Source organism: Marinobacter sediminum, from assembly GCF_023657445.1.
Taxonomy (GTDB): domain Bacteria; phylum Pseudomonadota; class Gammaproteobacteria; order Pseudomonadales; family Oleiphilaceae; genus Marinobacter; species Marinobacter sediminum_A.
On record NZ_JAGTWY010000001.1, the window covers coordinates 1641510 to 1663106 of the forward strand.

22 protein-coding genes and 1 pseudogene are annotated in these 21597 nt (G+C 55.1%); 13 read left to right on the forward strand and 10 right to left on the reverse strand.

Annotated features, from left to right (window positions below):
* Positions 1-60: 60 nt before the first annotated feature.
* Complete coding sequence (locus tag KFJ24_RS07775; RefSeq protein WP_250830500.1) at positions 61-705, forward strand: DUF2202 domain-containing protein; 645 nt, start codon at positions 61-63, stop codon at positions 703-705.
* Positions 706-777: 72 nt separating this feature from the next.
* Here the strand turns inward: KFJ24_RS07775 and yghU are convergent, their stop codons facing one another.
* Positions 778-1659 carry a glutathione-dependent disulfide-bond oxidoreductase gene (gene yghU / locus KFJ24_RS07780; RefSeq protein WP_250830501.1) on the reverse strand — a complete coding sequence of 294 codons (882 nt, stop codon included), beginning with the start codon at positions 1657-1659 and terminating at the stop codon, positions 778-780.
* Between the two features lie 149 nt (positions 1660-1808).
* Positions 1809-2105, reverse strand: coding sequence for a DUF3175 domain-containing protein (locus KFJ24_RS07785; protein ID WP_250830502.1), 297 nt, complete (start codon positions 2103-2105; stop codon positions 1809-1811).
* A gap of 180 nt (positions 2106-2285) precedes the next feature.
* Between KFJ24_RS07785 and KFJ24_RS07790 the strand changes: the two genes are divergently transcribed.
* A complete protein-coding gene (locus KFJ24_RS07790; RefSeq protein ID WP_250830503.1) occupies positions 2286-2663 on the forward strand; it encodes a DUF4398 domain-containing protein in 378 nt (125 codons plus the stop codon).
* Positions 2664-2683: 20 nt separating this feature from the next.
* Positions 2684-3472: an OmpA family protein gene (locus KFJ24_RS07795; RefSeq protein WP_250830504.1), complete on the forward strand. Its 789-nt coding sequence runs from the start codon at positions 2684-2686 to the stop codon at positions 3470-3472.
* 86 nt (positions 3473-3558) lie between these two features.
* On the opposite strand, the gene KFJ24_RS07800 is transcribed toward KFJ24_RS07795, so the two are convergent.
* Positions 3559-3951 (reverse strand): carboxymuconolactone decarboxylase family protein, encoded by a 393-nt coding sequence (locus KFJ24_RS07800; protein ID WP_250830505.1) that lies wholly within the window; start codon positions 3949-3951, stop codon positions 3559-3561.
* Between the two features lie 567 nt (positions 3952-4518).
* On the opposite strand from KFJ24_RS07800, the gene ggpS reads away from it, so the two are divergent.
* Both ggpS and gtfA read left to right on the forward strand, forming a co-directional pair.
* Positions 4519-6792 (forward strand): glucosylglycerol-phosphate synthase, encoded by a 2274-nt coding sequence (ggpS, locus tag KFJ24_RS07805; RefSeq protein WP_250830506.1) that lies wholly within the window; start codon positions 4519-4521, stop codon positions 6790-6792.
* Positions 6793-6859: 67 nt separating this feature from the next.
* Positions 6860-8302 (forward strand): sucrose phosphorylase, encoded by a 1443-nt coding sequence (gtfA, locus tag KFJ24_RS07810; protein ID WP_250830507.1) that lies wholly within the window; start codon positions 6860-6862, stop codon positions 8300-8302.
* Between the two features lie 30 nt (positions 8303-8332).
* Here the strand turns inward: gtfA and KFJ24_RS07815 are convergent, their stop codons facing one another.
* The 5 genes from KFJ24_RS07815 to KFJ24_RS07835 all read right to left on the reverse strand — a co-directional run bounded on the left by KFJ24_RS07815 (position 8333) and on the right by KFJ24_RS07835 (position 13660).
* A complete protein-coding gene (locus KFJ24_RS07815; protein WP_250830508.1) occupies positions 8333-10516 on the reverse strand; it encodes an OsmC domain/YcaO domain-containing protein in 2184 nt (727 codons plus the stop codon).
* A gap of 189 nt (positions 10517-10705) precedes the next feature.
* On the reverse strand, positions 10706-11185 hold the full coding sequence (locus KFJ24_RS07820; protein WP_250830509.1) for an MAPEG family protein: 480 nt from the start codon (positions 11183-11185) through the stop codon (positions 10706-10708).
* 65 nt (positions 11186-11250) lie between these two features.
* On the reverse strand, positions 11251-12018 hold the full coding sequence (locus tag KFJ24_RS07825; protein ID WP_250830510.1) for a DUF2182 domain-containing protein: 768 nt from the start codon (positions 12016-12018) through the stop codon (positions 11251-11253).
* A 16-nt stretch (positions 12019-12034) separates the two neighbouring features.
* Positions 12035-12670, reverse strand: coding sequence for a DUF1326 domain-containing protein (locus tag KFJ24_RS07830; RefSeq protein WP_250830511.1), 636 nt, complete (start codon positions 12668-12670; stop codon positions 12035-12037).
* 216 nt (positions 12671-12886) lie between these two features.
* On the reverse strand, positions 12887-13660 hold the full coding sequence (locus KFJ24_RS07835; protein WP_250830512.1) for a hypothetical protein: 774 nt from the start codon (positions 13658-13660) through the stop codon (positions 12887-12889).
* A gap of 189 nt (positions 13661-13849) precedes the next feature.
* Here KFJ24_RS07835 and KFJ24_RS07840 point away from each other — a divergent pair, with 189 nt between their 5' ends.
* The 4 genes and pseudogenes from KFJ24_RS07840 (at position 13850) to KFJ24_RS07850 (ending at position 16296) form a co-directional block, all read left to right on the forward strand.
* Positions 13850-14527: a hypothetical protein gene (locus KFJ24_RS07840; protein ID WP_250830513.1), complete on the forward strand. Its 678-nt coding sequence runs from the start codon at positions 13850-13852 to the stop codon at positions 14525-14527.
* Positions 14528-14556: 29 nt separating this feature from the next.
* Positions 14557-14634: pseudogene (locus tag KFJ24_RS18245) on the forward strand (SEC-C metal-binding domain-containing protein); the annotation flags it as partial.
* Positions 14635-14692: 58 nt separating this feature from the next.
* Positions 14693-15586, forward strand: a complete 894-nt coding sequence (locus tag KFJ24_RS07845; RefSeq protein WP_250830514.1) for a patatin-like phospholipase family protein — start codon at positions 14693-14695, stop codon at positions 15584-15586.
* 260 nt (positions 15587-15846) lie between these two features.
* The gene (locus tag KFJ24_RS07850) at positions 15847-16296 is read left to right on the forward strand and encodes a hypothetical protein (protein ID WP_250830515.1); all 450 of its coding nucleotides are present in this window, start codon (positions 15847-15849) and stop codon (positions 16294-16296) included.
* A 101-nt stretch (positions 16297-16397) separates the two neighbouring features.
* On the opposite strand, the gene KFJ24_RS07855 is transcribed toward KFJ24_RS07850, so the two are convergent.
* A complete protein-coding gene (locus KFJ24_RS07855) occupies positions 16398-17078 on the reverse strand; it encodes a winged helix-turn-helix transcriptional regulator (protein ID WP_250830516.1) in 681 nt (226 codons plus the stop codon).
* A 177-nt stretch (positions 17079-17255) separates the two neighbouring features.
* Here KFJ24_RS07855 and KFJ24_RS07860 point away from each other — a divergent pair, with 177 nt between their 5' ends.
* Positions 17256-18194, forward strand: coding sequence for a carbon-nitrogen hydrolase family protein (locus KFJ24_RS07860; RefSeq protein ID WP_250830517.1), 939 nt, complete (start codon positions 17256-17258; stop codon positions 18192-18194).
* Positions 18195-18235: 41 nt separating this feature from the next.
* The gene (locus tag KFJ24_RS07865) at positions 18236-18670 is read left to right on the forward strand and encodes a GFA family protein (protein ID WP_250830518.1); all 435 of its coding nucleotides are present in this window, start codon (positions 18236-18238) and stop codon (positions 18668-18670) included.
* 54 nt (positions 18671-18724) lie between these two features.
* Here the strand turns inward: KFJ24_RS07865 and KFJ24_RS07870 are convergent, their stop codons facing one another.
* Positions 18725-19990, reverse strand: coding sequence for an FAD-dependent oxidoreductase (locus tag KFJ24_RS07870; RefSeq protein WP_250830519.1), 1266 nt, complete (start codon positions 19988-19990; stop codon positions 18725-18727).
* A gap of 377 nt (positions 19991-20367) precedes the next feature.
* Between KFJ24_RS07870 and KFJ24_RS07875 the strand changes: the two genes are divergently transcribed.
* Together KFJ24_RS07875 and KFJ24_RS07880 are read left to right on the forward strand one after the other, a co-directional pair.
* Positions 20368-20679, forward strand: coding sequence for a hypothetical protein (locus tag KFJ24_RS07875; RefSeq protein WP_250830520.1), 312 nt, complete (start codon positions 20368-20370; stop codon positions 20677-20679).
* Complete coding sequence (locus KFJ24_RS07880) at positions 20676-21587, forward strand: ankyrin repeat domain-containing protein (RefSeq protein WP_250830521.1); 912 nt, start codon at positions 20676-20678, stop codon at positions 21585-21587. Before KFJ24_RS07875 ends, KFJ24_RS07880 begins: the two co-directional genes overlap by 4 nt.
* The last annotated feature ends 10 nt before the right edge of the window (positions 21588-21597 follow it).

Consider the following 21597-nt stretch of genomic DNA (forward strand, 5'->3'; position numbering starts at 1 on the left):
GTATATTTCGTCTTAGTGTTAAATCCAGGTTCGAATACTACCTGCCTAGAAGAGGTCCTTATGAAAACACAACCCATAATCACTGCAGCACTCATCAGTTCCCTGTTTTTTAGTGGCGCTGCAATGGCTGCGGGCAGCCCTGAACGTGATGGTGGCAAAGGTGATGCAGTAGCATCCACCGACTTAACCACCATCGAAACGAGTGATCTTCAATTCATGCGTGAAGAAGAGAAACTCGCCAGAGATGTTTATTTAACCATGGATCAATACTGGGGCGATCAAACACAGGTTTTTGCGAAAATCGCGCTTTCTGAAGAAACCCATACCAGCACCATTGATTATTTACTTGAAAAGTTCGACGTTGAAGATCCTGTATTAAACGACACTATAGGTGTATTTACCAACGAAGAGTTACAGGCGCTTTATAATGAGCTTACCGCGAAGGGAAAGAACTCACTTATTGACGGCCTGCATGTCGGAGGCCTGATTGAAGAAAAAGATATGAGAGATATTCTGGCGGCGATCAATCAAACCGACGAGCGCGCCATCATACTCGCCTACTCCAACCTGCTGGACGGCTCCAAAAGCCACCTCAGGGCGTTTGTTACAGTGATCGAAGCCCAGGGGCTGATGTATGAGGCTCAGATTCTGGATCCGGAGGAGGTTGAACTCATTCTTGATGATGAAAGCCAGGTAGAAGACTAATCCCCCGGCGTTAAGTCATAAAAAAACGGCAGCCAATGGCTGCCGTTTTCATTCGCTCGCGGTACTCGTACCTCAGGAATGCCCAAGAATGGCCGCAAGTTTATCCTGAGTTTTGTTTTCAAAGTCACTGGCATCGTGGCGCTCGTGCAGCTGCCTCTCAGGCTCGCCCCAGGTACGGTTTACCATACGGCCCCGTTGCACAGCCGGGCGTTTGGCAATCTCGTCGGCCCAACGAATCACGTTCGTGTAGGACTCAGCTTCAAGGAATTCTGCAGCGTCGTATACCTTGTTCTTTACCAGTGCGCCGTACCAGGGCCAGATTGCCATATCCGCAATGGTGTACTCATCACCGGCAATGTAGCGATTGTTCGCCAACTGCCTGTCCAGTACATCCAGCTGCCGCTTGACCTCCATGGCGTAGCGATTGATCGGGTATTCATAATTTTCAGGCGCATAAGCGTAAAAGTGGCCAAAGCCACCGCCCAGAAGGGGCGCGCTGCCCATCTGCCAGAACAGCCAATTCATGGTTTCTGTCCGGCCGGCAATGTCTTTCGGCAGGAAGGCACCGAACTTCTCTGCCAGATACAACAGAATAGAACCGGACTCGAATACACGAACGGCAGGATCACCACTCCGGTCCAGCAACGCTGGAATCTTGGAATTCGGGTTTAGCTCAACAAAGCCGCTGCCAAACTGTTCACCGTCTTTAATCCGGACCGGGTAAGCATCGTACTCCGCGCCCTCAAATCCCCTGGCCAGTAATTCCTCAAGCATTACAGTGACTTTCACACCATTCGGTGTAGCCAGTGAATAGAGCTGTAACGGATGCTTCCCGGCAGGAAGTTCTTTGTCATGGGTAGGGCCGGCAATCGGGCGATTGATGCTAGCGAAGGCGCCACCGCTCTCGGACTCCCATTTCCAGACCTTGGGCGGAGTATAGGTCGGGTCGCTCATAGCTGTGCTCTCTCCTTCGGTTAAAAACAGGACCGATGCAACTGCATCAGAAAATAACCGTGTTTGTTACGCGCTTTATCGCAAAACGGGTTCATTGTTCTCCTACACGTTGGGGCACTGTGTCATAAGGCAAGGGTTGAGAGGTTCGTTCATTGCCGCTGATTTTTACGAGGCCGGCCGAAAAGCTCTCGCAGCTCATCCTTTGCCGCTTCGAGATGGTCCCGCCTCTCTTGTGAAAGCTGTTTTCCGGCGCGATTGATGTAAAACGTCAGCATCGACATGGCAGAGCGGTAAGGATCCGATTTGCGCCGAGCACTCTCTTCAGCAGACTTTTTCAGGGAGCGGGCGATCTCCCCGGGATCTTCAAGAGCAAACACGCCATGCTCAAGGTCCAGGGCATCACTCGATTTGGTGACCTTTTGCGACCACCCCTCAGACTTAGCCATAAAGTACCTCCCGACTCTTTCGCCACACATGAGTGTCTTGAAACAAGCATAAAAAAAACATCGAAAAACCTTCTATCCAGACTTTTACTGCTATAGTTGCTGTTGATGGTTTTACATATTTTTACAAAATTGTTTCTACCGTCAGCAGACGGGTAATACCGTAGACAGGGGAGTTTACACATGAAGCCTCACCGCCTTTTAGCACGTACTCTCATTATTATTGGCCTGACCATGGCACTAATGGCCTGCGCCGGACCGGGTCCGAAGCCGGATAGCCAGCTTCAGTCAGCTCAGTCCGCCATTCAGCAGGCAGAAGCCGCCGATGCCCGCCAATTCGAACCTGTATTGCTCAACCAGGCCCAGAATAAACTGGCCGATGCTCGTGAATTAATCGACCGGGAGCAATACACAGAAGCACAACGACTGTTGGAGAAGGCCGCTGTCGACGCCCAACTCGCCGCTGCACGCTCACAAACCGAAAGAGCGACACAGGCCGTGGCTGAGATAAACAGGAGTATCGAAAACCTTCAAAATCGGCTTGAAATGGATGAACAGTAAGCCCTGACAAGGAGATTGAGATGATGAAGCGTACCCTATCCCTTAGCATCATGGTCGGGCTATTCACACTATTGGCCGGCTGTGCCAGCTCCCCCGCAAACAATGCCAAAATTGAGCAGGCCCGGTCGACCTACCTGAGTATCGAGCAGGACCCGAATGTCGCCCGTAGCGGTGCCAGCCAACTGCGTAGTGCCAAAACCCAGCTCGACAGAGCCGAGGCGTTACTGAAAGACGACGCAGATATTTCGCAGGTTGAACACGCCGCCTACCTTGCCAACCGGCATGCAGAGATTGCGCAACAACAGGGTCTCCGCGCTGCACTGGAAAGCGAGATCAGTTCTGCGGAAGAGCGCCGCAATGAGATGATGCTGCAGTTGAAAACCGACGAGACTGAGGCACTCCGGGCGCAGATGGAAGCGCTTAAAGCGGAAAAGACCGACCGCGGCATGGTGCTGACTCTGGGCGATGTGCTGTTCGACCTGAACGAGGCTGAACTGAAAGCGGCCGGAGAGCGCACGGTGGCCCGCCTCGCAGAATTCATGCTGCAATATGAAAATCGCCGTGTGCGGATTGAAGGCTACACCGACAGTACCGGAGCAGAGGCATACAACCAGCGCTTGTCAGAGCGTCGTGCCATGTCAGTCTACGATTCGCTGTTGAGTCAGGGCATTTCCAGCAGCCGGGTGGAAGTCGAAGGCTACGGAGAGGCCTATCCCGTAGCAACCAACGATACCGGCTATGGGCGTCAGCAAAACCGACGCGTGGAGATCGTGATCTCGGACGAGTCCGGGATGATCGGAGGCCGTTAAATCCAACCAGGCCCTGCCCGCATGAGACGCGGGCAGGGCCATTTATCGTTGATGTAGCCCGCTGCCGCAAAGCACTCTTTCAATGGTTAGCTGTTACCGCCATCCTTTTGCCATTCATCAACGACCTCTTTTGCCGCCCTGAAGGCCTCTACCCCAGCCGGGACACCGCAATATACGGAACAATGCAGCAAAACATCCTGTATTTCTTCAACAGTACATCCATTGCGCAGCGCTCCCAGAACATGAGTTTTCACCTCACCCGATGCTCTCAGCGAAGTGAGTATTGCCAGTGTTACCAGGCTTCGAGTTGATTTCGGGAGAACACCCTCACTCCATGTTTGGCCCCAGCAATTCTCAATCACCAGATCCTGAAGAGGTTTTGTAAATTCAGTTGCCGATGACATCGCCTTATTCACGTACTCATCCCCCAGAACATCCCTTCGAACTTCCAACCCCTTTGAATATTTATCTGAGCTCATCTTGATTACTTCCCCATTGAAGGCAGACGTGACTTAAACCCTCTACGCCGAAAGCGGGTCCGACTCATTCGTTCGGTATGCCGCATAGCAGAGAAAGAAAAGATAATGGCATGCAGCGTCCCCTATCACCAGAACAGGCAAGATGCCGGGTTTGACGCCATACCCCTCTTTCTCAATCAGTCCGGCAATTTCATGAGACGTCTGCACCCTGGGTTCAAAATGCGCATATTCCAGGCTTGCAAGAGGTGCACCATGCAGTTGCGTCTAAAGCGTTACAACGTCCTCCAGACAGAAAGCCGCACTATAATGATGCAGCTTAAAACGAACGGCCCGCCTAACCTTCCATCACCCCTCGCTTTCTGTATCTCTATGTTTTTATCAGGGTATTTTTCTATTTTCCAGACCGAAACCCAGGGACGGTATCGGATTCCGGTATGAAAACTGCAAGCGGTGTTCTGCAGGGTCCCCTAGTTCAGCAAAGCTTTGCCCTTGCTAAGCGGTTCCCATTCATATGCAAACTTCTGCTGAACTCCTGGACATAAGGAAAAACTTATACAGGAGTAGACAATGCTACTTGCCACCGACCTTGACGGTACCTTTCTTGCGGGTGATCCGGAAAATCGCCTGAAGCTTTATCGACTCATCTCGGCTCACCCCGAAATCGATTTAGTGTTTGTTACCGGTCGAGGGCTGGAATCCGTACTACCTCTGCTATCAGATCCGACGATTCCTCAGCCGGACTACATTATCTGTGATGTCGGTTGTACGGTGGTACATGGAGCCTCGCAACAGGCGATACAGCCATTGCAGGGCGAAATCGACGAACTCTGGCCAGGTGAGCAAATGGTCGAGGATGCCCTGTCCTCAATCGAAGGCTTGCAGCGTCAGGAAGTGCCCCAGGAACGCCGCGTCTCTTATTTCTGCCACAGCGACCTGGTCGGCGAAGACATGATGGCACGCGCGGAAGCATTGTCCTGTGATGTACTGTTCTCGGCGGGAAAGTACCTGGACATACTGCCGCAGGGCGTTAACAAGGGACATACCCTGTCCCGCCTGGTCGAACACCTGGGTATTGATCCGGAAGCGGTGCTGGTTGCCGGTGACACCCTGAACGATTTATCGATGTATCAACACGGCTTCAAGGGTGTCTGTGTCGGCGAATCCGAGACAGGGCTGTTGGATGCGACCGAACAAAAGGCGCGGGTGTTTCATGCCGGGGCAACTGGCTGTGGGGGCATTCTGGAGGCTGTCGAACATTTCGGTTACCTGGGTCATTTGGGTATTGAAGCCGAAGCGCCGGACTACATGAACAGGGGCAAATCGGACCTGGTGATTGTCTACCACCGTCTGCCGTATGAAGAGGTTGTTGAGAATGGTGAGTTGATTCGACGTCGACCCAAATCGCCGAACGGCATCATTCCTACGCTGTTAAGCTTTTTTGCCGATGGCAAGGCCGGTTCCTGGGTGGCCTGGTCGATCGATGATCCCGATCTGGGCCCCTTTCAGACCCATACGGAAGTGGATACCGGCCGCTACGAAAAACTGGTCGCGGCACGGGTGGCATTGAGCAAGGAAGACGTTGATATCTTCTACAAGAGGTTCTCAAAAGAGGCCTTCTGGCCCACCTTACATACCTTCTGGGAGCGTGCCACCTTCCGGGACGATCACTGGCAGGTGTTCCTCAAGGTCAATAAACTGTTTGCAGAGCGCACCGCAGAGGAAGCGGCAGAAAACGCCGTCGTCTGGATCCACGATTACAACCTTTGGATGGTGCCGGCATTCCTGCGCGAGATGCGCCCCGACCTCACCATCGCCTTCTTCCATCACACCTATTTCCCTTCAGCGGATGTGTTCAACGTTCTGCCCTGGCGCCGTGAAATCATTGGCAGCCTGCTGCAGTGCGACCATATTGGTTTCCATATCCCCAGGCAGGCCGAGAACTTTGTGGATGTCGCCAGAGGTGTAACCCCTCTGGAGGTCACTCAGAAGATGGGTTGTGCACCCCGCTTTCTGACCTATGGGTGTGCGGTTGGTCTTGATGAAATGAGTACCGAAATCACGGTGAATGACCGCAAGATCGGCCTGGGCGCGCACCCGGTCGGACTCGACCTGAACCGCGTTCGTGGTGCCCTGTCTGATCAGAATGTCGTCGCGCGGATGGAAACCCTGCGTAAAGAACTGATGGATGTTCGGCTGATCCTGTCGGTGGAACGTCTCGACTTCACCAAAGGCATTATCGAGAAGCTGGATGCCTACGAGCGCATGCTGGACGAACATCCAGAGCTGGCAACCAAGGTCACCCTGATGATGGTCTGTGTGCCGGCTGCTGCGGGGATGACCATATACGAGGAACTGCTGTCGCAGATCGAACAGACGGTCGGGCGCATTAACGGGAAATTTGCGCAGGTCGGATGGACTCCGGTGCAGTTCTTTTTCCGCGCCCTGCCCTTCGAAGAACTGGTGGCCTACTACACCATGGCGGATGTCATGTGGATTACGCCGCTGCGGGATGGTTTGAACCTGGTCGCGAAAGAATACATCGCGGCTCAGGGATTGACCAAAGGCAGCGGCGTGCTGGTTCTGTCCGAGTTTGCAGGCGCGGCGGCCGAACTGCGCGGTGCCATTCTGGCCAACCCGCATCACCCCCAGGACCTGGCAGATACCTGCTACTACGCACTGGCAATCAGCCGTAGCGAAGCCCGGAACCGACTGAGCGAAGCCTTTGAAGCAGTGAGTCGTTACGACATCGACTATTGGGGCCGGGAGTTCATCAACTCGGTTGAGCAGCGGCGTGCAACGAAGCTGGAAAAGATCGTGCCTTTAGGCGATTTCGCGGCGTGATCTGACAAAACGCCGGGGCCGGAACACATCCCTGCGCCGGCATCCATTCAATCCAGGAGCCAAACGCATGCTGCTAAAAAATGCAGTGCAGCTGATCTGTTACCCAGATCGAATCGGCAATGACCTGAAAGACCTCTATACCGTCGTCGACAAACATCTGTCAGAGGCCATCGGTGGGCTGCATATCCTGCCGTTTTTTCCCTCCAATGCCGATGGCGGGTTTTCACCGTTAACCCATAAGGAAGTAGATCCGGATTTTGGCACCTGGGATGACATTGAAGCCTTCACGCAGAAGTACGATTTATGCGTCGACCTGACAGTAAATCATATTTCCGATGAGTCCCCCGAGTTCAAGGACTTCATCGCCAAAGGCTTTAACTCGGAGTATGCCGATCTCTTTGTTCATGTGGACAAATTTGGTGAGATCTCCCCGGACGACATGGCCAAGATTCACATTCGCAAGGAGAAGGAACCCTTCCGCGAAGTCACGCTTGCGGATGGTACAAAAACCCGAGTCTGGTGCACGTTCACCGAACAGCAGATTGATCTGAATTATGACTCCGACCAGGCTTACAGCCTGATGGAAAGCTACATCGGCTTTCTCACGTCAAAAGGCGTTAATCTGCTGAGGCTTGATGCCTTCGGCTACACCACCAAACGCATCGGAACCAGCTGCTTTCTGGTTGAGCCGGAGGTCTACCGGATTCTCGACTGGATTAACCAGGTAGCCTTCAAACACGGCGCGGAATGCTTGCCGGAAGTCCACGACCACACCAGTTACCAGTATGCGATCAGCCGACGCAACATGCACCCATACGGCTTTGCGCTGCCGCCGTTGCTGCTCTACTCGCTGCTGGACGCCAATAGTGTGTATCTGAAGAACTGGCTGCGCATGTGCCCACGCAATATGGTCACGGTTCTGGACACACACGATGGTATCTGTATTCCGGATGTCGAAGGGGTGTTGCCGGATGAAAAAATCAAAGTACTCATCGACAACATCGATGCGCGCAGTGCGGACCCTATCATGCGGCGCTCAGCGGCCAACATCCACAGCGTGGGCGCGATCTATCAGCTTACCTGTACGTTCTATGACGCGCTTATGCAAAACGATGATGCCTACATTGCCGCCCGGGCGATCCAGTTTTTCACTCCGGGCATTCCACAGGTTTACTACGTTGGGCTGCTTGCAGGGTGCAATGACCACGAGCTGATGGAGCAAAGCGGAGAGCTGCGGGATATTAATCGTCACTACTACAGTCTGGACGAAGTGGAACAGGAGTTTCAAAAGCCGGTCGTGCAACGCCTGCTGAGCTTGATGAAGTTCCGCAGTAATTACCCGGCCTTCGACGGCCATTTTGAACTGAACTACTCCAACAGTTCCAGCGTCGCCATGGCATGGCGCCATGGCGACTATTACTGCCATCTCTTCGTCGACCTGAACTTCAAGACAGTAAAAATCGACTATTACGATGTCGACAGCGCGCAGACGAAAAGTCTGCCCTGCTGAGCCAGGCGAGGGCCGCGGTTAAGCAGCTTTTTAGCTCGCCCTCGCAGCTCGCGCTGCGTGCAGTTTCTTATAGCTATCGATCAGGCGCAGGTGTTTATCCAGGCCATCCAGTTGCGTATTGGTTGGAGTAAGACCGTAAAAGCGAACACTGCCATCAACCGAGCCAACCACGGCATCCATGGTCTGTTCACCAAACATGCGCCGGAAGTTGGCCAGATAGTCTTCCAGCTCAAGCTCCTCATCGAGGATGACTTCCAGTACGGCATTTACCGCCCGGTAAAACAGTCCCCGTTCGACCGTGTTGTCGTTGAACTGCAAAAACATGTCGACGAATTCGAGCGCTTCTTCATGCCATTGCAGTGCCAGGCAGATCAGCAGCTTCAGCTCGAGGATCGTCAACTGACCCCACACGGTATTCTCATCAAACTCGATGCCGATCAGGCTGGTGATCGTCATGTAGTTATCAAGCTGGCTTGCTTCCAGCCGCTCCGCCAGATCAGCCAGTTGGTCATCACTCAGGGTATGGAGGTTCAGGATGTCTTCGCGGTAGTCCAGGGCCATGTTGGTGTTATCCATAATCAGGTCCTCGACGGGGTAAACCTCCGAATAGCCTGGCACCAGAATACGGCAGGTTGGCGCGCCCAGGTCCTCATACACGGCCACGTAGACCTCTTTACCCAGTTCCTCGAGGATCCGGAACAAACCGGTAGCCTCTTCTTCGTTGGTGCCTGAGAAGTCCCAGTCGCGGAATTCATAATCCTGCTTGGCACTGAAGAAGCGCCAGGAAACCACCCCGGTGGAATCGATAAAGTGCTCAACAAAGTTGTTAGGCTCAGACACAGCAAGACTGTTGAACGTGGGCGCAGGCACATCGTTCAGGCCCTCAAAGCTGCGACCCTGCATCAACTCGGTCAGGCTGCGCTCCAGTGCTACCTCAAAGCTCGGGTGTGCACCGAAGGACGCGAACACGCCGCCGGTTCTCGGGTTCATCAAGGTGACACACATGACCGGGAACTGACCACCCAGTGACGCATCCTTGACCAGAATCGGGAACCCCTGCTTTTCCAGCGCCTCAATACCTTCGAGAATGTCAGGGTATTTCCGGAGCACCTCCAGGGGTACATCCGGCAGGGCAATTTCCTCTTCGATGATCTGCCGTTTCACGGCCCGCTCAAAGATCTCCGACAGGCACTGCACTTGGGCCTCAAACAGCGTATTGCCCGCGCTCATGCCATTGCTCAGGAACAGGTTCTCAATCAGGTTCGAGGGGAAATACACCACCTGCCCGTCCGATTGGCGAACAAAGGGCAAAGAGCAAATACCACGCTCAGTCTTACCGGAGTTGGTGTCGATCAGGTTTGAACCGGCCAGCTCACCGTCCGGGTTATAGATGTCCAGGCAGTAGTCATCGAGAATGTCCGTCGGCAGCTCGTCATCCAGCCCCGGCTTGAACCATTTCTCGTTCGGATAATGAACAAACTCACTGTTGGCGATGTCCTCACCAAAGAACTGATCGTTGTAGAAGAAATTACAGTTCAGACGCTCAATAAACTCGCCCAGCGCCGAACACAAAGCGCTTTCCTTGGTCGCCCCCTTGCCATTGGTGAAGCACATGGGTGAGGCCGCATCGCGAATGTGCAGCGACCAGACATGAGGCACAATGTTGCGCCAGGACGCGATCTCAATCTTCATACCGAGATCCGCCAGAATACCGGTCATGTTGGCGATGGTTTGCTCAAGCGGCAGGTCCTTCCCTTCGATGTAAGTGCTGGCCTCACTATCCGGCTCCACCATCAGCAAGGCTTGCGCGTCCTGATCCAGACTTTCGACGGTTTCAATCTGGAACTCAGGGCCGGTTTGCACCACCTTCTTGACCGTGCAGCGGTCGATCGAACGCAGAATGCCTTGCCGGTCTTTTTCAGAAAGGTCCTCAGGCAACTCAACCTGAATCTTGAAAATCTGGTTGTAGCGGTTTTCAGGGTCGACAATGTTGTTCTGCGACAGGCGGATATTGTTCGTGGGAATATCACGCGCCAGACAGTAAACCCGGACAAAATAGGCCGCACACAGCGCCGATGACGCCAGGAAGTAGTCGAAGGGACTGGGCGCCGAACCGTCGCCTTTGTACCGAATAGGCTGGTCCGTGATGACGGTGAAGTCGTCAAACTTGGCTTCTAGTCGGAGGTTGTCGAGAAAGTTGACGTTGATTTCCATTGCGGGAGCACCAGGATAGGAGAATTTGGCGAGCCGTAAGGCTTAAACCCGCCATTATCCAGTTTTTACGGCGCTTCGTCTCGGTCGCTTGTTAAACAACTTCCGGGCTAACCCATTTTTTCAACGAGCTATGGCCTCTGAGTTGAGGCTGTGCCGTTACTTCCGGATATCGACTAACTGGCGCACACCTCAGGCAGACAAGCCAGCCAGAAGGATGTATACCGCCATCACAAGCACCGGAAGGGAGCTGAAAGTCCAACAGGTTGCGCGGACATCGTGCAACTGGGCTGTTAAATACGCGATGAAGTGCGCCCCTCTGGCGATCACGTAACCCCAGATCAATACTTGCGCGAGTATCAGTGGCGGCTCCGTTAAGACGAAAAGAAAGCCCGCCATGAGAAACCCCGGAATGCTTTCCAAATCATTCAGGTTCATACGCCGTGAGCGTTCAACGTGCTCATTCGGCTCCAGCTGGCCGCTGGAAGGCGTTGGATTCAGAGGGCTCTTCCTGGCGTCTTCAGGGCTGCGAAAACCCGCACGCACCGTCATCATTCGAACCACGGTCATCCACGGCTGCAGCATGAGCTTCAGCAGCATGATGGAGGCCGCTAACAGGTAAGTCACGAACACCGGGTTGTCCAGGCTCAACATTGCCGTTTCAGTGGCCATAAGCAGATTCTCTGTTTGGATTGGTGGTTTTAAGCAACAACCGTTTTTTCGCCTGCAACCGGGCCCTACACAATCAGAACCACACCGAGGGCAATGGCCAGCGCTCCAACTGCCCTCGCCAGCCATTCACCACCGGGTATCAGCTTCTCCAGCAGCACCACAAAGGCGATGGCTGCGATCACGCTAAGATCCATTACACCGCCAACGAACAACAGCGCCATAAGCGCAACGCAGCAGCCCACACAATAGGCCCCGTGGCGAACACCCATTTCGAAAGCCCCCCACAGCCCGGACCGCCAGTACCGGGTAATAAACAACAGAGGGCCGCGACAACGGCGGAGACAGGCTTGCTTCAGGGAGGAAAACTGATAAATACCAGCGGCGACCAGCACGGTGCCGCTGAACATCTGATTCTGGCTGAGCATCTTTGGGCTGAGTAACGCCGATTCTTCCAATAACCACTGCAGGGCCGTGGCCACAAGGCTGAAGAGCCCCCAGATCAGAAGATAACCTCCGGCAAATAAGGCCGTTCCCAAAAAAGCCCCGGCCAGATGGTTCTTTCGTGCGACCTGCCGATACAACAGAATCATCGGTGCCGCGCTTGGCGTCATCATAGCGACCATCATGATGCTCCACATCAGCAGCATCGCGGCGAAATACCCGGGCGTCCAGTGCCTGAAACTCATCATATCGCCCATTGACATGGCCGCCATATCGGCGGCCATGTCAAACAGATACAACCAGCATAACGAGGTGATCGCCAGCAAGCCGATCAGGGTTACCAGCGAGCCCAGCGATACCTGGCGTGTGAACACAGTATTCCTGTTACCCATTGTCCACTCCAGGAGTCTAGTGACGAACCCCGGTCGGACCAATATCCAGGTGCGCCAGATGACTGTGGCTGGCGTCCAGCTCCATCGGAACGTCGGCATGAGCACTGGTACGGCCGCGCGCCACCTCGGCAACGGCGTACTCGAAACCATTGGGCAAATCGATGCGTACCCGATGCTCTGAGCCATCAACCGGACTGAGAATGGGCGTACCACTTGCCTCAATAAGATCCGCAACCCGCACTTTGGCATGACGACATTCAACATCGCAGGTCATCTCGATAGGACAAAAAACCGGATCGTGCATTTTCGTCACTGTGCTCGCGAACACGTTAAAGAACGTCGCCCCCGGCTCAGATGTCTCACCTGACAGGATTGCCATCAGCGCTTCCCGTTGTCCCGGGCTGGCCCGCTCATCGACAAAGGCCTGTGCCGTGCCATTACCTTCATGAATGGCGCCCGGCCACTTCAGGGTCATTGCAAAGCCCAGGTTGTCCAGACGCGTATCACCGAAGAATCCATCTTCAATTTTCACCGCGGCAAACGCCACACAGTCACCAAAGGTCGGCCGCCCCATGAACTGGCACGGGCATCCCAGGTCGCAATTACAATTTACAAACTCCAATCCCCTTATTCGCCAGTCTACTTTGTCCATCTCCGTTACCTCCCTATTTGTAACGCAGCCCCACAATTAAAGAATAAGCCAGTCTGGCGCGGGCATTAGATTATTAAAGACACAAAAGGCAACCATTAGTCTTGATATGCTTAAAGATTTATACCCCTGCTATTAATTGCCCGGATCTCAAATCGATGGGTAAAACAGGCCAACGCCTATCTTGCTTTTATCTCGTTGAAAAAAGGATCGCCGGCATTAATCCCTTCGATCCGTTTCATTCTTCGCGCAACCACGCCAGCACATATCGCAAATTGAATCGCCCTGGGAGAGGGTATGCGGGCGGCTGTAATGCCCATGCTGACCATCGTTGGCGAGGACGTCCGCACCGGGCCAATCATAAAGACACCAGGACTTGAAGAATGCGTCGAGCTCGCCTTGATCGCCATTCAATTCGATCAGGCGACGAACAAAGGTTTGTGGTGGGCAGTGTGTCCAGTGCGTGTATGTATCGCTTCCTTCAGTCCATACTTTCACTTCATACCCTGGTGCACCCGGCGCACTGAAAGGAAAAACCATTAGCGCCCGGAGAATCCTCTCCATGCGTTTCGCCGGGTCGCGGATAATGAGACGAAAAGGTATGGAGACGATCGTCAGCATCCAGTTATAAACTTTCCAGCCTAAATCGCCGACCAGTGTCTTGGCATACTCCGAAGGCACTCCACGCGCTATCATCTCCTGGTAGGCTGCTGTAGTGATTACCGCCAGAAATACATTGTGGCGATTGCCATAGGTTGGCAAATTATCGAGCTCTGCAACTGGCATCAACAAGTCAGACCGAACCCATGTTTGCTTGAGATACTCTTTTATATCTGACTCAAGCCACCTTCCCGTTTCCGGTTCGTTCAGATCAAGGAGTCTGCCCTTCAGAATCTGACGAGCAGATCGATGAAAAATCGGCCTATAGATTATTTTACAAATACCTATAAACGTGCGATTCAATAATCTCATTTTCTTGTGTTTGAGAGACATGACGGGCCTCCACCAAAATGTTTTCTGGCTCTGTCAATTTAACACCAAAACACTCGCGCAGCTCATCACTATGTGCATGTGCTTTGTATTGATAATAATCGGCACCTTGCCGCAATGCGGCCGGGTGGAATGGATTGGCATCCGCCCTGCCCGTGGTCAGGTTTTCAGTTGCTCAGAGGTTCTTCAGCTATGGCAGACCATCGTTCCGTCCATCTCTGGTGGCTCGCTCTCGCCGCGGGCCTTGTGCCCCTGCTGACGATTCATACGACCTTCGCGGTTTCGGTGCTGGAGGGGTATGTGGAGCTGTGTGTGCCCTATTGGGACAGTTGCACCAGCATCAGCGGTACCGGCCGACACGGCACCTCTTATTTTATTTTCAAAGGCACCATGCTGCCGGCTGCCTTACTCGGCATCTCGTTCTGGTGGCTGAATGGCCGTTGGCTGCGCCAGCTTGGCATTCATTCATCAGGGGTTGCCTGGATTCCATGGCTGGGGCTGATCGCCAGCGTATCCCTCGGTGCCTATACCCTCGCGCTGGGGCACGCCGGGGACGGCTTCAACCTGATCCGCCGGATTGGTGTGGTTCTGTATTTCTCACTCACCTTCATCTGTGAGGTGCTTGTGAGTGCCGGTCTGCAAGGCCACCCGCAATGGAAGCACACGGGCAAGAGACTGATGAACCTGTGCCAGCTGACTCTTGGCGTCGGCATTCTCTCGGTGATACTCAACGGAGTGGCACCAGAGTTCCACAGCCGCAAGGACGATGCTTTTGAGTGGCTACTGGCGTTTCTGATCAACGCCCACGCCCTCTGGCTGGCCTTGCTCTGGCGCAAGAGCCGGTTCCGAGTACGACTCTGGGCGGGGTAGGTACGGTTTGATACCGAGACACTGCTGGCCGCAACGAACTCTGTACCTGCGACAGTGGTATGAACTACAGGATCTGTTGCCTGGAACGGACCTTATTGCCTGAATAATAAGTCTGTTAGAATTGCCTCAAAGTTTTCCCCTCTGAAACGCCAGCAGGCCCCATGCATGAAACTCAATCCCTTTAATACTCGTATCGGCCTGGCCCTGGGAGGCGGAGCTGCCAAAGGCATTGCTCACATTGGGGCCTTGAAGGCTTTCGAGGAAGAGCAGATCCGGATTCATTGTATTGCGGGTACCAGTGTGGGCGCTCTGGTGGCCAGTTATTACGCCTTCGGCCGTCCCGCAGAGTCCATACTTTCCATTTGCTCAACGCTGAATTTGTCCAAGATTATTAACTTTACCCTGGAACGTGGTGGCCTGTTCAGCACCAATACCATCCGAGAGATGATCCATCGGGATCTCGGGGATGTCCGGATCGAAGATGCCAACATTCCCCTGGCCATTTGCGCAACGGATATCGAAACCGGCGAGCAACTGATATTCAGGAAAGGGAATCTGGCGGAGATTGTCTGTGCGTCCATGGCTGTGCCGGGCCTGTTTGTGCCGGTGGAGGTGGATGGCCGGATTCTGGTAGACGGCGGGCTGGTTGAAAATGTACCCATTTCGCCGTTGCCTGACATGGGCGCGGGTATTACCGTGGCCATTGATCTGAGCCATGTCAGTCGGTACCCGAAACCGGAAGATACGTTTGATGTGATCAGCAACGCGATCAACATTGGTATCGATTTCAACACCCGCAAGCAGCTGAAAAAGGCGGACATCGTAGTGCCGCTGGATTTAAGCCGTTACAGCCTCACCAACAACGCCAAATGTGTGGACGAGCTTTACATGGAAGGCTACCTTCCCATGAAGAAAAAGATTGTCCGTGTGCTCTGGTACAAGCGGATGAATGTCGTTATTAACCTTTTAAAAGCGGCCAGGAGTCTGCTGCCCCTCAAGGTGCCCGAGATTATCAAAGAGCTTAAACGCCAGGCCTTTGCCGCCCGCAAACGAAGCTAACCGACGCTCGTCATCACCTGCGTACCAACCAGAGACGCTCCGGGCTTTCGCTTCCGGAGCAAACCTGTCCTGATTATCCGTTATCCCCTTCTCGGCACTTGTATGCTGCACGCACCAAAATCGTTATGAAACGGCGACCATTCTTTTATTGTCATGTGAGGAACGCTCTTGGATACGGGTAGAAGCTACACTTGGCCCGTTGGAAATCCTGCGGGCTGGAAAGCAAAAAGCGACAACAATACCGCCTAGGAGGATCCACCATGTCACGTATCGCTCTGCTATTACTGGGAAGCTTTCTCATGACCAGTTTGGTTCACGCCAACCCCGGCCAGCCAAATTTCATGCCCGCCCTTTGGGGTGATGGCGAAGTCTGGGGCACCAAGGGAACCACCACCTTGCCTGCGCCCACGGCCAACAACCTTCAGTCATTCGACGCACTCTACGTGGTGACAAATTCCAATAACCCTGAGGGGCAGCTGCCGGTCTCCGAAGCAGCACCTGGCAATCCAGCCTATAACGGTGGGCGCTGGTTCACTCACACCGTGGAATGGACCGAGGCCGGGTTCCTTGATCATGGCATCGTGCCGGTTCTGACATCCTATGAGGATATCCAGTATCACGAGTCCATGAACCACCTGGTCATCACTCCGGGGTCTTTCCCAGATGGCCCGCCGGTCTACTTCCAGTGTCCCCTGCTTCCTGTGAAGTAAAGCGAGGCTGAAAGCGGGCTGACTCGATCAGCCCGCTTTTTCAAACAGGTCAGTTACTCCTCCCGAACCGGCTTCAGTGATGAGGCCGGTTTTCTTTGGAATTAACCACGTGTTCTGCTGGCCGCAAACACGCTTCGCCCCAGCCAGTGCCAGAGGTCCCTGGAATCAGTCCCACTGCCACGGACCAAAAGGCGGCGAGCCTCCTGTTCCGTGTCCGGGTCACTGTCACCGGTCCAGATGTCAGTCAGACTCGCAACGCTGGCCTCCAGCACTAAAGTCAGCTCGTGCCCCGGATCCTCCCGGCACAGATCAATCTCTCCGTCGACCACAACGAGCCACCAATGCCGTTCCCGCGGCCGGGCATCGTTGAGAAAAAAGTGGATAACCACTCTGCGGTCAGCGGGAAATTCGTCAATATGCGCGAACCGGCGGATGTCCCACATCAGGAAGCCGGCATCGAGCTGGTTTGCTTGCAACCGGCTGCCAATCCACCTCGCCCCCCAGTGACCGATGGCCAGGATGATCGGGCGTAGCTCCTCTCCCGCGGGGGTCAGCACATACTCCAGGTTATTGTTCCCCTGGACACGCCGGAGCACGCCCACGTCTTCCAGTTTTTTCAGGCGCTGAGCCAAAAGCGTTGCCGACATTCTCGGCACTCCGCGGCGGATCTCATTGAAATGAGTACTGCCGCAAAGCAGCTCTCGCACCACCAGCGGTGTCCATCGTTCCCCGAGTATCTCCGATCCCCGGGCCACGGTGCAGAACTGTCCATAGTTGGTCATGAGCTTCGACTCCATGAGAAGGGTTTGCGCCCCGATACTCCATCCTATTCCTTTCTTTTCCGTCTGGCGCTCCATTTTCTGGACTATCGCCGGCGACCTTTGGGGGAGATAGTAGTTTCAGGTTCGGCAATTTACTTTGCCGTAACCCAGGCTCATACCACGGAAGAGGACAAGACCATGACGAAGATAGCGATAGTTCAGGAGCCACCGGTTTTTCTGGACCGGGAAAAAACCATAGAAAGGGCGGTCCAACTGGTTCGGGAAGCCGCCAGTACAGGAGCTGAGTTAGTGGTTTTCTCGGAAACCTTCATCCCCGGCTACCCCGCCTGGATCTGGCGACTGAAACCGGGCGGCGACTGGGGATTATCAGAGCAGTTGCACGGGCGCCTGTTGGACAACTCGGTCCAACTTAAATCTGACCAGTTGCGCCCCCTTCTGGATATTGCGAAGGAGATGCAGGTGACGATTGTGTGCGGCATTGAGGAGCGTGACGAGGATACCAGTCGGACCACACTCTACAACTCGGTGCTGACCATCAGTCCGGAGGGCACGGTGCAGAATTGCCACCGCAAACTCATGCCGACGAACCCGGAGCGCATGGTCTGGGGCTTCGGCGATGCCAGCGGCCTGAAAGTCGTCGACACACCCGTTGGCCGGGTGGGCTCTCTGATGTGCTGGGAAAATTATATGCCGCTGGCGCGCTATGCACTGTTCGCCCAGGGCATCGACATCTATATCGCCCCGACCTACGACAGCGGCGACCGCTGGCTTCGTACCCTGCAGCACATAGCGCGGGAGGGCGGGTGTTGGGTCCTGGGTGCGGGCAACGTGCTGCGTACACGCGATTTACCAGATGACTTTCCGGAAGTCGAGCGGCTGTATCCAGACAAGGAGGAATGGATCAACTCCGGTGACTCAGTGGTCATTTCCCCTGCCGGGGAAATAGTGGCGGGTCCATTGCGGCAGGAAACCGGCCTGCTGTTGGCTGATATCGATGTGGGTGAAGTGAATGCGGCAAGGCGCAGCCTTGATATCGTAGGTCACTATTCCCGACCGGACATTTTTTCACTGCAGGTGAATACCCGGCAGCAAAGGCCGGTCAGCTTTAACGAATAGGAACGACAAATATCCTGAAACCAGTAGGTTGGAGGTGTGTCATGAACGATGAAAAATCCTGGCGTGGCAGCTGCTTTTGCGGCGCAGTCCAGTTAACCGTAAAGGGTGCCCCGGAAGCCATGGGCTACTGTCATTGCGACTCCTGCCGACACTGGTCGGCGAGCCCGGTGAACGCATTTTCCCTTTGGAAGCCTGAAGCCATCACCATTCAAGAGGGCGAGGCCAACATTGGCACCTACAACAAGACCCCTGAAAGCAGCCGAAAATGGTGCAAAATCTGCGGTGGCCACCTGATGACCGAACACCCGTCGATGGGTTTAACGGATGTCTATGCCGCTGTCATACCCGGCTTCGAATACCAGCCCGGGGTGCATGTAAATTATCAGGAGTCCGTGCTGCATATACATGACGGTCTCCCCAAACTGAAGGACGTTCCTGCGGAAATGGGCGGTACTGGCGTCTCCATAGAGGAGTAAGCCAGGACTTGGCCGGCCGGCGGGTTCACCGGTGATGAACCCGGCGCGTAATGGTTATGCGGAGTTGCCGGAAACAGTGTCGAACGAGGCCTGGTTGATGGCGCCCACCACAGCGTTGGCCGAGCGCACGGCGGATTCCAGCAGCGGCACGCCCTCGTAGGCCCAGGAGCCGCAGAAGAAGACTTTGCGGCCGGGCTGGCGGTGCCACAGGGCGAGGGCTTCGTGAACCCTGGCTGTCCCAGGGTGGACGACGGCGCGCTCCAGTGGCACCCGGGCGAGCACGGTGTCCGGGTCCGGTTCGAACAGTGGGTTCCAGGTCTGGAAAACAGGCTCGCTGCCGTCAAGCGTGGGCTCCACCTTGTTGACCCAGACGGTGAACATGGGTTTTTCCAGCGCTTCGTCCATCTGGAAATTCAGCGCGGCCCAGTCCTGTTTCTTCGAGGGCATGAAACGCGGGTCCTGATGGACCCAGAGTTCACCGGAGTCGAACCCGATGTTTTCCAGCATTTTCCGCTCGTCGCCAAACTGCGTGTCATCCAGAAAGCTCAGATGATTGGCCTGGGTGGCGACGATCACTCGATCGAACATACCACCCTCGCCCCGTTCGTTATGGACCCTCACCCCTTCCTCGCCTTCTTCGACCTGTGCCACGGGGCTGCCGGAATGCAGAGGCAGGTCTCTGGCCAGGCCTTCGACCAGCGCCGAGGTACCGCCCTTGAGCCGGCAGATGTCGGAGCCAGGGAGGGTGCTGTCGAGCAGCGAGAGCAGCTGCCCCGCCGGCCAATTGAGCAGGTGTTTTTCCTCGCAGGTGCAGATGGTGGTAAGCATGGGCAGCACCAGCCCGCGCCAGAACAGCGGGTCGAAGTCATGGTGCTCGAGGATTTCGCCCAACGTGGCGTCGTTGTCCTCGCGTTCAAGCTTGCGGGTCAGGCGTTTCAGTTGCCAGATGCCCTGGCCCATGCGCAGTGCGCGGGTATCCAGGTAACGCAAGGAGCCAATAAAGGGCCAGCGGAGAATCGGCACTTCTCCGCTGCGGAACCAGGTGTCACCACTGGTCCAGCTGCAGGAGGCGTGGAGGCCTATTTCGAAGGTGCCAACTCCCACCTCTTTGGCGAGCTGGAGCACACTGGGCCAGGCGCCAGAGCTCATCACACGCAGGGGAACATCCACCAGGCCGCCGTCCACCGTGAGGGAGTGAGCGTCCATGCCATGGCTATTGCGGGCTTCGAATACGGTGACATCGTGGCCAGCGAGACGCGCCCGATAGGCCGCCGCCAACCCCGCCATACCGCTACCAATCACCGCAATGGAATAGCTCATCCCGAACTCCTGCCTGAAATAGGGCCGAAGGGTACCAGTTTCCGGGGTTGTTAAGAATCAGCTTGCGTATCCACTGAAGAGGTTTGGTTTGGGGTGGCGCGTAGTGGCGTCCCTTGCACCCACTTGTCATGTGTATCGGGGTAGGTCCAGGCCAGGCTCATGAAGAAATGTGATGCGGTGACGTCATCTGAACTCGGAGGACAAGGCTGGCCTTATGGTCTATGTTCATTCGAGGGCGTTGTCCAATCCACTCTTCAAGAAGCACAATGATGACACTCAAATACTCATTCTGCGTCTCCCTCCTGGTCTGTTTGCTGGCTTCACAATCGGTTGCCGCAGATGATATTACCCGCCGCGCCACGCGTTTGGAGCCTCTTGTGCTAAACGCAGCCGATGGGTTTTCCATCAAGCGATACGAGCTGGAGGCGGGGGTCTATTACCGCTGGCGAATCCAGAGCGACGGCCTTGAGGAGTACAAATTGTTGGCGCCGGATTTTTTCCGGGAAAGCTGGGTTGACCAAGTGGTTGTTGAAGGTCTTGAAGTGAAGCCCATGGGGCTGCATGCGATTGAATTTGATGAATCCGGAGAAATGGATGTCTGGTTCGTCACTATCCGCCCCGGCACTTATCGGTTTTACATTGAAGGCCTGGAGCGCCAGGGGTTCAGTGGAGAGTTTGTTGTCAAATGAATAAACAAAAACTGTGGTTGCTGGTCTCAGCTCTGGCGATTCCGGTTCCTGCGTCGGGCCAACCCGCCAGCCTTGTCTGCGAGGCCCTGGTTCAGAGATTGGAGCAATCCGCCGCTGTCCTTGAGGGGCGCCATTTGAATGAAGCCCTGTTTCAGGGGGCCGAGGCTAAATGCGAAGGGGTTGTCGCTGATATGCTCGCCAGGGGCGCCTCGGTGGAGGCGCGCAATCGACACGGGGAGTCAGCCCTTTCGGTCGCCACGAAACGAGGGGCCATTGACGTGGCATCCTTGCTGATTTCGGCAGGGGCCGACATCCATCATCGGGATCTTTCCGGCTCGACACCTCTTTTACTGGCCGCCGAGGCCCGCCGAACCCGGATGGTGAAGTATCTGCTTGAGGCCGGCGCAGACGTGAACACCCAAAACAAAAAGGGCGTGACCGCGCTGGCTGCCGCTGCTTTTAACGGGGACTTGCGGATGGTCAGTCTATTGCTGGATGCGGGCGCGAAACCGGACAGACCGGACGAAAGCGGTAAGGTTGCGCTGATCTATGCCGCGGGCAAGGCGGATACCCGGATTGTGTCGCAACTGCTGGCTGCGGGCGCAGATGCAGACGGTGTCTGGGGTAACGATCTGACTCCTTTAATGTGGGCTGCCGGCCATGCCAATGATGCGCCGCGATTGGCGGCGATCGAAACCGCTGAACTGCTGCTGGAGTCCGGAGCGGACATTTCGCGCGTGGACAACCGGGGCCGCGATGCCCTGATGATTGCAGCGAGCCGGGGACACGCTCAGATGGTCCGCTTTCTTATCGGCAAAGGGGCGACAACGGACCGCAAAGACAAATCCGGCAAAAGCGCCTATGACCTTGCCACCGGTGAGGAACTACGCGCTCTCCTGGCCCGGTAACACCCCTGAA